Here is a 12374-nt window from a genome sequence, read left to right as displayed (position 1 = left end):
AATAAAATTAGAAAACACATATTTTATGAAATTTTTTAAAATCATAGTAGTATTACTCATTGTTTTGAGCGGTTGTAAATCAAAACAAGAGCAAACAGAGGTAGTTTCCAAAAAACCAAACATATTATTTATAGCCATTGATGATTTACGTCCAGAAATTGGTGCTTATGGTTCCGAAATTGCCATAACGCCCAACCTAGATGCTTTGGCAAGTGATGGCCTAAAGTTTAATAGAGCCTATTGTCAAGAAGCCATTTGCAGTCCGTCAAGAGCTAGTTTAATGACAGGAGCAAGACCAGAAACCATAAATGTCATTGAAAACTTTACTTATTTTAGAGAAGCTAACCCAGATATAGTAACCTTGTCTCAACATTTTATCCAAAATGGATATGAAGCCGTGCATACAGGTAAAATTTTCCATAAACCTGCTTTTGCAGATTTAGATGTTTCTTGGAGTAGAACACCAGCAGAGGATAAAATGACTGTAGAGATGTCTAAAACACCAGGTGGTTTTGCTTTAAAGGAAAATCAAGAGATGTTTAGAAAAAATCAGGCTGATATGATTGCTAAATATGGGCCGAATGCGCCACGTAATGGTTTAGGAAAGGGACCTGCTTATGAAAAGGCAGATGTTCCAGATACGTTTTATGAAGATGGGTACAATGCTGCGTTGGCTATTGCGACACTTAAGGATATGCTAGAGAAAAATCCTGATAAGCCTTTCTTTTTAGGAATGGGAATGAAAAAGCCACATTTAGATTGGTTAGCGCCTAAAAAATATTGGGATTTGTATAATCCAGAAAACATCACGTTGGCAGATCAAACGTCTGGACCAGAGAATGGAGCTGCTATGGGCTTGCATCCATCCTTTGAATTACGTGCCAGATACGGAATTCCGAAAAAAGGACCTATTGATGATGACATGGCTAGAACTCTAAAACATGCTTATTTAGCTTGTGTGTCTTATGTAGATGCTCAAATAGGTAAAATGATTAATGCGCTTGACGAAGCTGGAGTGAGAGATAATACTATTATTATGGTTTGGAGTGATCATGGTTGGCATCTTGGTGATATGGGTATTTGGGGAAAAGCTACAAATTATGAAATAGCTACACGCGTTCCCTTAATGATTTGGACACCCGATATGCCAAAAGGAAGTCGAGGAAAAACCTCAGAAGCCTTAGTTGAATTGGTAGATATGTACCCAACCCTTTGTGAGCTTGCAGGTCTTGAGCTGCCATCACATTTAGAAGGACAAAGTTTTATGCCCTTACTTGATAACCCTGAAAAAAAATGGAAAAAAGCGGTGTTTAGTCAGTTTCCAAACCCAGCTTTAAGAGAATGGGCAGCAAATCCGCTATCTCAAGGAATGCGAGAAACCTATTTTGGCCCACTTATTGAAGAAGTTGAGGCTAAAATTAAAAAACAACAAGGTGATAAATGGAATAGAGATTTGTTTGAAAAGAGATTAATGGGATATGGTATGAGAACAGACAAGTACAGAGCCGTTATTTGGAAAGATTATATAAACCCTGAAAAAGAACCTGTGTTTGTTGAGCTTTTTGACCATGAAAATGATCCAAAAGAAACAAAAAATATTGCTGAAGATTATCCAGATGTAGTTAAAGAGTTAATTAACCAGTTTAATAAAGGCTGGAAAGGAAACTTGGCAGAGATATAGTTTATATTCATAATTATTTAGTTTAAAGTTGTAAGGTGTCTTAATTGGTTAAGGCGCCTTGTTTGTTTTAAACCCAACACTAAATAGTCTACTTTTTTTTGAAAAAAATAAGTAGACAAATAATCTTTTGTGTCATAATTCTATCCATAAAATTTTAATGTTACTGCTCTATTTTGCCATGCCATATTTATGTCAAACCACAAAATTTAACATTTGGTTAAGATATAGGATAAAATAGGGTAAGAACAGGATAAATGCCATAAAAAGAAATCTTCTGTTTTGTTGTCTCTTTGTATAGTCATGTCATAAGATATGATAAAATTAACTACAACAATATAAAATGAAAACTAAGCTTAACTACGTTAAAGCCAATTTTTTGAATACAAGCTAGAAGCTTTTTCTAATTCTTGATATTCAATGTAAAAGGAAGAACTAAATAGTTTAAGTAAAACAAATTAACTAAATGAAAATTAATCAAACATTATTTAAAAAAAGCATAGTTAAAAGCGGGCTTACTTTGATGCTAGCATTACTATGTAACCTAAATGTATTTGCGCAGTCGGTCACTGTTAGTGGTACCGTTACTGGAGCAACTGATGGCATGCCAATTCCTGGTGTTACGGTTTTGGTAGAAGGAACTAGCACTGGAGCGGTTACTGACTTTGATGGTAATTACTCTATTAGTACGAGCATAGGAAACACATTGGTGTTCAGCTATGTTGGTATGCAGTCGCAATCTATAAAGATTACAGGAAATACTGTAAATGTTGTTCTTGATGAAGATATAGATGAACTTGATGAAGTAGTAGTTATTGGGTATGGATCGGTAAAGAAACAGGAAGTTACTGGTGCGGTTACTCAAGTAAAGGCAGAAGATATTACTTCGGTAGTAACGGCCGATTTGGCTTCAGCTCTTCAAGGGCAAGCTTCAGGGGTTAACGTTGTAGCATCTTCAGAACCTGGTGGTGAAGCTCAGATATTAATTAGGGGAATTACATCACTTTCAGGAGATAATACACCGTTATATGTAGTTGACGGTGTGGTTCAAAATGGAGATCCGCAAATTCCACCAACAGAAATTGAAACTATTAATATTTTAAAAGATGCTGCTTCTACTGCTGTTTATGGGGTTAGAGGCGCTACAGGGGTTATATTAATTACCACCAAACAAGGTAAACCAGGATCGCTACAGGTAAGATTGAACGCAAGTTATGCCATTCAGCACAGAAATGCAGCTGTTCCTTTAATGAACTCTTTAGAACAAACGTATGCTGATATTGTTCAAAACAGAAATGTAAATAACGGGTTTGATGATCAAGCAAGTTTGCAAATAAAACAACAGCCACTTCAATTTCAAAATGAAACTAATATAAATGACCTGATTTTCAATCAGAATGTCCCTGTTCAAAACTATGATCTAAATGTTTCTGGAGGAACAGAAGATATTACCTATAGTGTTAATTTAGGTTATTTCAATCAAGAAGGTTTGCAAATTAATTCTGGATATAAACGTTTCAATACAAGAGCAAATACCGTTTATCATAAAAACAAGTTAAGAATTCAGGCGAGTGTTGGTTTAAATACAGATAAAAGAGATATTCCTCAAGGCTTTCTCTTGTCTCAATCCATCGTATATCGTCCGACTCAAAATGGTATAAATATTGATAATTTTGATGATTTAAATCAAGGAGGTGATGATGTTAACCGTTTAGGTTGGGTTATTGAGAGCCTACGTACCACAAATGTACTTAAAACAACCAGAGCAAATGCTACCTTGAATTTGAACTATGAGATTATTGATGGATTGAGCCTTTCAGGAAACTTTGGTTTAACTTCGGTTAATAATATTGGGAAGATTGTTAGACCTTATCAAGAAATATATAATAATCAAAACCCACCACGTTTACAAAGTCAGCCAGAAGATAGTTATGTGGATATGCGAACCAGATTCACTACTAATGTTCTTACTGAAATTGGAGCAACTTATGAGAAGGAGATAAATGATGATCACAAATTCACGTTTACTGTTTTTGGAACTGCTGAGAGTAATACGAGTGAGGCTTTTTCGGCAAGAAGAAATGGAGCCACTAATCCAAATATAGAAGTGCTTAATGGAGCAACAGGAACGCAAAGTGTTAGTTCAGGTTTTGACTATACAGACACGCGCATAGGGATTCTTGGAAGAGTGCAATACGGTTACAAGGGACGCTATTTATTGAGTTCAAGTGTGCGTCGTGATGGATCCTCAAAATTCCCAAGCTTTAATCATTGGGGAACCTTCCCATCAGTGGCATTGGCATGGAATATCTCAGAAGAAGAGTGGTGGAATAAGAAAACCGTGAATAATTTTAGATTAAGGTTAAGTCAAGGTACTGTAGGGGTTGATAGATTTCAGTCATATGCCTTTCAAGCAGGGATTACTCAAGATTTAAATTACCATACTTCTGGTGGTGGACTGAGTTTAGGAGCGGCTCAAACAAACTATGTGAATAGTGTAGTAAGTTGGGAATCAACCACTCAAAGTAATATAGGTATTGATTTAGGGTTCTTAAAGAATAAAATAACGTTCTCAGCAGAATATTACCATGCCGATAAAGAAGACATGCTTTTTCCTGTGTTTATTCCACCATCAACTGGAGGCGGAAATAATGCGCAAGTTGTTTTAAATGTTGGTAATATGACTAATAGTGGTCTTGAACTAACCGCTGGCTACAGAGGTAAAATAGGTAAGGTCAATTTTAGAATGAATGGTACATTTTCTACCAATGAAAATAAAATCACAAAAATAAATAACAATACAGAATTTTTGTTAACTAATGATTTTGGTTTGGTAGGTAGAGCACCACAACAATCTAGAGTTACAGCCTTAGCCGTTGGTCATGAGGCTGCTTCATTTTTCTTATGGAGAACGGATGGTATAATTGATACTGAGGAAAAATTAGCAGAGTATCAACAAATTGTAGGAAGTGCTAAAATGGGTGATACACGATTCATTGATCAAAATGGCGATGGCTCTTTAGATATTGAAGATAGAGTTTACAGTGGAAGTGGTTTACCAGACTATGAAATAGGTTATACTTTTAATGCTAACTGGAAAAGTTTTGATTTTTCAATGAACTGGTATGCTTCAATAGGTGCTGAAATTATGAATGGTTTTAACGCTTGGGCCTACGGGTTTGGAAGGCATAAAGATTTACTGTATCAATGGCAGAAAACGAATCCCACCTCTACAATACCATCTTATCAAAATGATGTAAGAAGACATGATAACTACTTGGGATATAGTGATTTGTGGTTGGAAGATGGGTCGTACTTAAGATTAAGACAGGTTTCTTTAGGGTACAGTATTCCTAAAAAGACCGTAGAAAGATGGGGATTCAACAGGTTACGTTTTTATGTAAGAGCACAGAACCCATTAACTTTTACCAAGTATTCCGGATATAATCCAGAAGTAGGTGGGGGTATTGCTGCAAGAGGGCTTGATAAAAATACAGGTCCGATTTCCTCTCAATGGATGTTAGGATTAAACTTTGATTTTTAATTAAAAATGATGTATTGTGTTATGAAACAATTAATTTTAAAATATACGGTTCTTGCAATTGTGCTTAGTTTTATGGCCGCTTGTCAAGACAATGATTTTTTGTCGGAAGATAATCCTAACTTGATATCAACTGGGATTTATTGGACAAATTTGGCTGAAACGGGAGGAACACTAAATACGGTGTATCAAGTATTACATAAAAATAGTTTACTTAATAAATTTGAAGAAATGTTGAGGTCTGATATGGGATATCCAGGATATGGACGCCCGTTTCCTCAAAATACCGAAGAGGCCTATTTACACTTATATACGGGTAGTTCAGACCAGGTGTTGAATAAATGGCAAACCTGTTATTTAGGTGTTTTTAGAGCGAATCAAGTTATTGAAGCTTTAAATAATTTACAGGTGTCAGAGGATCTACAACCTGAATGGATTTCTCAAATGGCACAAGCTCGTTTCTTTAGAGGACTTTTTCATTACTATGTTTATACCTCCTATAATAACGGAGAGATTATTATTAGAGACAAAAACCCAGTTAAAAATGAGGATTTTGCAAAAGCAGTATCTCCAAAGGAAGAAGTTTTGGCCTTCATAAGAAAAGATTTGGAATATGCGTATGGTAACTTATATATGAAAGGAGCATATCCTGATGGAGATGAAAGTAGGGTAACCTCTGGTGCCGCCGCTACTATTTTGGGAACAACCTATTTAAATGAGTTAGATTATAATAAGGCTATGGTGTATTTTGATGACGTTATCAATAACCATGGATATGAATTAGAGAAAGATTTAACTAAGATGTTTACTACTGCTGGGGAGTTTAACAGCGAGTCTATCTTTGAAATCAATTTTGCACCTGAACAAGCGCGTTTAGATTTACAACCATGGGATGGAGATTCAGGAACCAACTGGGTTAATGTAAGAACAGCGCAAACAAGATCTGCCGTGGGGCCGGCTTGGGCTGTACATGCTTATAAAACAGAGCCTATGGATCCGCTAGACCCTAGAAATTATTATATAGATGAAAACGGTGATTTGTCACTTCGTGCGGTACCTTTGAGATGTTCGGCGATGATAGCTGTGGTTGATGATAATCAAACTACTTATTACCTAGAAGGGACCACAAGTCAATACAATCGTTTTGGTGGAGAGAATTGGGGGTTTGCATGGTGGAAGAAATATCAAAATCATGATATTGTTAGAAATGAAAATGAATTACCAGGTGGTCAAGCGTATTCGTCAAAAAACATTACACTTAATAGACTTTCAGAAGTATATTTAATGCAAGCCGAGTGTAAAATTAAAACGGGTGATGTTGACGGCGCTTTAGAGTTAATAAATGATATTAGAAAACGATGGGGGCTTATACTGTTAGGAACAGGATCTGAGCCAGGACGTACTTATGATGATGTAGTATACACCGCTGAATCCCTTATGGAACATTTAATGCGCGTTGAAAAACCTCTAGAACTCTCAACGGAAGGTCATAATATTAGGTTTTTAGATTTTCAAAGATGGAAAAAATCCGATAATTATAGCTTCAAAGATAGATTGGAAGAACTTGCAAATGAAGTTTATTACGGAGTTCATTTTTCCTATTACAATTGGGATACAGGGCAAACCATTAATAGAAATAACTATTCAAGTTTAATAGGAAGCGATACACCACCTTCAGAAGCCCATATTGTAGTTGATTATGAGTATGATTTGTCAAATCAGAATTATAATGAAGATAAAAATGGAACATATCCAATACCATTTGCAGAAACAACGTCCAACCCAAATATTAATTAAAAAATAAGCACAATGAAAAATATAAAATTTTTAACGCTTTTCTTTTGTCTTTTAGCTGTTTTGGGCTGTGAAGAAGAGTATGCAGAGTATAATCCACCGCAAGATAACTTTGAAGATATTTCTTGGTTGGTAGGATTGAATCCAAACGTTGGTGCAGATACTCAATTTTCCATCAACGCAGAAACTCAAATTTCATTTTTTAATCTTGCACAAGGTGCGAACAGTTCAAAATGGATTATTGAGGAAGGTAATAAATTTTTAAAGGAAGGATTTAAAACAAATGATTCATTACCATTGTTTATTGATCCTAATTTAGGAACAACATCAACCAATGGTAAGGCCTATGTGTTATTTAGAAATGCGGGAGATAACAAGGTAACGCTCATAAATACCTTTGACACCCCTGTTACCTCTAATATGAGTGATACCTATAAAGATCATGTTATTGAAAGTATTACAGAAGAAAATGGAGTGTATACCTATCAAGTAGATTTCTTATTTGATGTATATGCGCTTTTAAACCCAGCATTTTCAGTATTAAAGGATGATGTTGAGATTTTAAATGTAACAGAAGATGACATGCCAAGTTTAGAAGATGAGGCTAATTGGCCAGTTGTTGAAATAGAAGCGGCTACTTCATTGACGTTTGTTGATAATTCTGTGGTAGGACGCCCTAATGGAGGCACTTGGTTTATTCCAGATGGCGTTCCAAGCCGGGTAGGAGCTGCACAACCAGCCAATATTAATTTTTACAAATTAGGAACTTTTAATGCAGGTACATTTAGATCTTTGAGAGCGGCTCCTTTGCCTACATCAAACACTGAAAAATTGATTCCTTTAAAAGTAAAAGTAATTCAATCATCACAACCATTTCAATTTGATGGTGTTTTGAAAGAGGATGAAAATGAGATTATTTCTTTTAGAGTAAATGGTGAGGTAAATGATTTTTCGGGAGCAGAGAGCCATTTCACGGTTAATGTTCAAAATGGTGCGTTTAATCAAGATATTCCTGTAGCCTTAGCCAAAGTAAGAGAAGACAATGCTATTTTTATCGAGCTTAGCTTAGCGCAACCTATATACAATAGTGATATTATTACAGTTTCTTATGATGGTAATGGTGGATTACAATCGGCAGATAATAGAACGCTTCAGGCTTTTGGCCCTGAAAATGTTGCTATGTTCTTTGGTGGAAACGTTATTCCAGAAAAAGCACACGCCAGTTTTGAGGAGCCTAGTGGTGCGGCAAACAGAGCGTTTGCACTAAATTATTTTACTGGTAATGGTAATATTATTGATGGTCCTAATGGTCTTTATGTTTACGAACGTGTAGAAGGACCTAATGTACCAGTGTCTGATGGTAATGCGAGTATGAAATACAGTACTTTGGCTTCAAATCCTATTCCTAATGTGAACTTATGGAGTTTTGGTCTTGCAAGAATACAAGACATCCCTGCTGGTACTTATAAAATGACGTATGATATTTTTATCGAACCAGGTACAACCTTAAAAACATTCAGAACGGAGTTTAATAAGCCTGAATTTAGTAGACAAATTTGGGATATTGAAAATGTAGAAAGGGGGAAATGGGTAACAGTTGAAAATCAGGTGGTATTAAATGCAGATATTACAGCAGCTGATAATTTAAGGTTTACATTTAGACCTCATGCACTTGAAAATGTTGGTGTAACGGGGCCACAACTTTTATACATAGATAATTTGCAATTCATTGAAATAGAAGTTAGACCATAACTAAAATATTATTAAAATCTTATGAAAACTATAAATAAAATACTAGGGCTAATCCTGTTAGTGGTTGTGTCGATGTCCTGTGAGGAAGATGAAAGATTTGCAGCTTCAGATATCAAACTAAAGCCAATTTATGCCATTACTGATATTAATAAAGGTGGTCCAGAGCGCATTAATGTGTACAAGGAAAAACAATTGGTGGTAACTCATTTAAATTCGCAGAGTTTAATTGGAGAAACACCTACTGATTATACCGATACATCATCAGAAACAGATTATAACTTTGAATGGACAGTAGAAAGAGAACGACCAGTTTTTGATGAAGATGGCCAAGAAGTTGTTGATGAAAACGGTAATGTTATAATGGAAACCTATACTGTACAGTATACAGCAAACGCTTCAAAAGAAGATGGTATTGGTACCATGGAGGTCATTTCTACATATAAAGAAGATCCAGAAGAAACCGTTTTACATGATGTTACTATTAGTGAAGAGGAAGTTTACAATTAATTATTGATAAGTTGTTTTAAATGGGCTAAATTAAATTTTAGTCCTTTTTTTTGTTATATAAGTCTTGGTTAAAAACGTAGTAGAATGAATCACAAAAGTGAAAAACTAAAAATTATTGATTAGCTTTAAACTTTTCAAGGAAAGAAAAAGAACATGGAAAATTAATCTTTAAAAAAAGAGCTTTTGTTAATACATATAAATGGTGTAAAATAAAATTTTATTTAACTAATGATTTTTTTTAAACCTATAAACAGTTTACAACAAAAGAGTTAATTAGTGTTTTAGCAAAAAACAACCTGAGTTTTAAAGGTAATTTTTGATTTGTTTGAGATAAAAATGGAGTTTCATTAAAGGCACATTATAGCTAATTTTATTCCTTGAAAGTTAACCTGTGGTTAGATTGTTAATTAATACCAACTATTAATAAATATACTTATGAAAATAGAAAAAATAGAGACCTTCATATTAAAAGATAAGTTGTCTAAAAGTTTCTTCTTTTCACAATGGGAATACTCAGAGCGATGCATCTGTGTGGTTAAGGTAACGGCATCAAATGGCGAATATGGATGGGGAGAAGGTTATGGTCCGGCAACAGTGCTTGAGGCAGGTATTAAGTTGTTAGAGCCTTTTGTTGTTGGAGAAAACCCTTTAGAAAATGAGGTGATTTGGAATAAAATGTACCGCAAAACACTCGATTTTGCGAGAAGAGGTATCCTTGTAGCCTCCATGAGTGCTATTGATATTGCTGTTTGGGATTTGAAAGGAAAAATTTTAGGACTTCCTATTTCAACACTTTTAGGAGGTGCCCATAGAGATAAGATAAAACCGTATGCTACTGGGTTATATTTTACAGATTATAATAACCCTTCAAAAGATTTTGAAAAGGAAGCAAAATTATACATATCACAAGGCTTTAAGGCTATGAAAATGAAGGTAGGATTGGGTATTAAAGAAGATGTTGAAAACGTAAGAAAAATGCGTGAAATTATTGGGCCAGATATTCAATTGATGGTAGATTCTAATCATGCATATACATTGCGAGAAGCTGTTGAATTGTCCAGAAAAATTGAAAAGTATGACATTGGTTGGTTTGAAGAGCCTTTATCTCCAGAATTTTATGACCAATACAGAGAATTGAGACAAAAAACGACCATTCCAATCTCAGGAGGTGAATGTGAGTATTTAAGGTTTGGTTTTAAACAGTTAATTGAAAACAAATCGGTAGACATTATTCAACCCGATATTTGTGCCAGTGGAGGGCTTACAGAAGCAAAGCGCATCGCAACATTGGCAAGTACTCATGGAATCGATTTAATTCCACATACTTGGGGTACCGCCATAGGGTTACATGTGGCACTTCACTTTATATCAAACATAGAGTCTGTTCCAGGTAGAATGTATCAACCTGATTTCTTTATGGAATATGATCAAACAGAAAATGGTTTACGAGACAAATTATCATTCCCATCCATTAAAATGGAAGATGGTATGATTGCCGTACCTGATCGTCCTGGACTTGGAATTGATATAGACCAAGACGTGTTAGAAAAGTATGCCTTTTGCGACAAAACAAAACGAGAAGAAAAAATAGTTTAAGAAGTTAAAATTTATCAGTAACGCTTCTGAATTTGAAAAGTAAAATAAAAATGAAAACACAAAATTTCGGTTATAAAAAATTATACATTGATGGTGAATTAGTAGACTCTGTAAGTGGCGAAAAGGATGATGTGATTTGTCCTGCAACCGGTGAAGTCATTGCTCAGGTAGCACGTGCAGGACAAGAAGATGCCTTAAAAGCATTAGAGTCTTCTCAAAAAGGATTCAAGTATTGGTCAAAACTTTCTTTGGGAGAAAGAACCCAATGGATGTTGAAGCTTAGAGATGCCATCAAGGAGAAGGAGTATGAGTTAAGAACTGCTATGGTTCATGAAATGGGAAAAACCTATGCAGGATCAGAAGAAGATATTGACAGATTAACCGAAGCTTTAGAATGGTATCCAAGTGCCATGCAAAATTTAAGGGAAGAGATTATTCCTGATGTAGAGAATACACATACGCATAAAATGATTTCAAAACCAGCAGGTGTAGCGGTAGCATATTTAGCTTGGAATTTCCCATTGCTAAATGTAGGGTATAAAATAGGACCAGCTTTGGCTTCAGGTTGTTCTTTAATAATTAAGCCTTCAGGAATATCACCATTATCAACGTATATGGTTGGTGAAATTATGCATAGTATTAATTTCCCTGCAGGTGTTGTAAATATATTAGCAGGTCCAAGTAGCGAGGTGGCCACGCCGATGACTACTAGTAAGATTCCAGCTGTATTAACTATGATTGGTTCTACACAAACAGGTCAGCGTGTTATTGCAGATAGTACCACATCTATCAAGAAATTAGGCATGGAACTTGGCGGAAATGCACCATTTATTGTATTTGAAGATGCAGATTTAGATATTGCTTTAAATTTGGCTATTGGATTAAAGTTTGGAAATTCAGGGCAAATATGTGTAGCTGCAAATAGAATTTTTGTTCACAAAAATATTTATGACAAATTCATAACAGAGTACGTTAAAAGAGCTTCAAATATTAAAGTTGGTTTCGGAATTAAAGAGAATGAAGATGTTTTTATGGGGCCTTTGGCGTCTAGAGGAGCCAGAGATAGAATGTTTGAGTTGATAGAGGATGCTGTTGGTAAAGGTGGTAAACTAGAATATGGTGGTAAAATTCCAACAGACTTACCAGAAGGCGGTAATTGGATGGAACCAACCATTGTATCTGGGGTAACTACAGACATGAAGCTTTTTAGAGAAGAAACATTTGGTCCTGTTGCAGGTGTTATGCCTTTTGAAACTGATGATGAAGTATTAGAATTAGCAAACGACACCGAATTTGGTTTAGCATCTTACATTTTTACAAATAATCATAAGCGTATTGAGCGTTTTACAGAAGAATTAGAGTTTGGTGAAATTCAGATTAATGGTGTGAAATATTCTATTTATTTACCACACGGCGGATTTAAAAATAGTGGTATTGGGCATGACTGTTCACACTTGGCTCTTGAAGATTATTTAGTTAAAAAACGCGTGTCTACAGCATTGTAAA

General features: G+C 35.2%; 7 protein-coding genes. All 7 read left to right on the top strand.

From position 1 onward, the window contains the following. The first annotated feature begins 25 nt into the window (after positions 1 to 25). The 7 genes from KFZ70_RS14600 to KFZ70_RS14570 all read left to right on the top strand — a co-directional run bounded on the left by KFZ70_RS14600 (position 26) and on the right by KFZ70_RS14570 (position 12373). Entirely contained in the window at positions 26 to 1681 is a 1656-nt protein-coding gene (locus KFZ70_RS14600; RefSeq protein ID WP_139698402.1) for a sulfatase, read from the top strand. A 463-nt stretch (positions 1682 to 2144) separates the two neighbouring features. Continuing rightward, complete coding sequence (locus tag KFZ70_RS14595; protein ID WP_139698401.1) at positions 2145 to 5222, top strand: TonB-dependent receptor; 3078 nt, start codon at positions 2145 to 2147, stop codon at positions 5220 to 5222. Between the two features lie 21 nt (positions 5223 to 5243). After that, complete coding sequence (locus KFZ70_RS14590; RefSeq protein WP_158293223.1) at positions 5244 to 7016, top strand: RagB/SusD family nutrient uptake outer membrane protein; 1773 nt, start codon at positions 5244 to 5246, stop codon at positions 7014 to 7016. Positions 7017 to 7028: 12 nt separating this feature from the next. After that, positions 7029 to 8765 (top strand): hypothetical protein, encoded by a 1737-nt coding sequence (locus tag KFZ70_RS14585; protein WP_139698399.1) that lies wholly within the window; start codon positions 7029 to 7031, stop codon positions 8763 to 8765. Positions 8766 to 8786: 21 nt separating this feature from the next. Beyond that, entirely contained in the window at positions 8787 to 9272 is a 486-nt protein-coding gene (locus tag KFZ70_RS14580) for a hypothetical protein (RefSeq protein ID WP_139698398.1), read from the top strand. Positions 9273 to 9707: 435 nt separating this feature from the next. Beyond that, on the top strand, positions 9708 to 10868 hold the full coding sequence (locus tag KFZ70_RS14575) for a mandelate racemase/muconate lactonizing enzyme family protein (RefSeq protein ID WP_139698397.1): 1161 nt from the start codon (positions 9708 to 9710) through the stop codon (positions 10866 to 10868). A 50-nt stretch (positions 10869 to 10918) separates the two neighbouring features. Then, a complete protein-coding gene (locus KFZ70_RS14570) occupies positions 10919 to 12373 on the top strand; it encodes an NAD-dependent succinate-semialdehyde dehydrogenase (protein WP_139698396.1) in 1455 nt (484 codons plus the stop codon). Position 12374: the final 1 nt, after the last annotated feature.

The sequence above is a fragment of the Allotamlana fucoidanivorans genome, from assembly GCF_045788535.1.
GTDB lineage: Bacteria > Bacteroidota > Bacteroidia > Flavobacteriales > Flavobacteriaceae > Allotamlana > Allotamlana fucoidanivorans.
The sequence above is the reverse complement of the archived record's forward strand: the minus strand, read 5'-3'. Positions and strand labels throughout refer to the sequence as shown.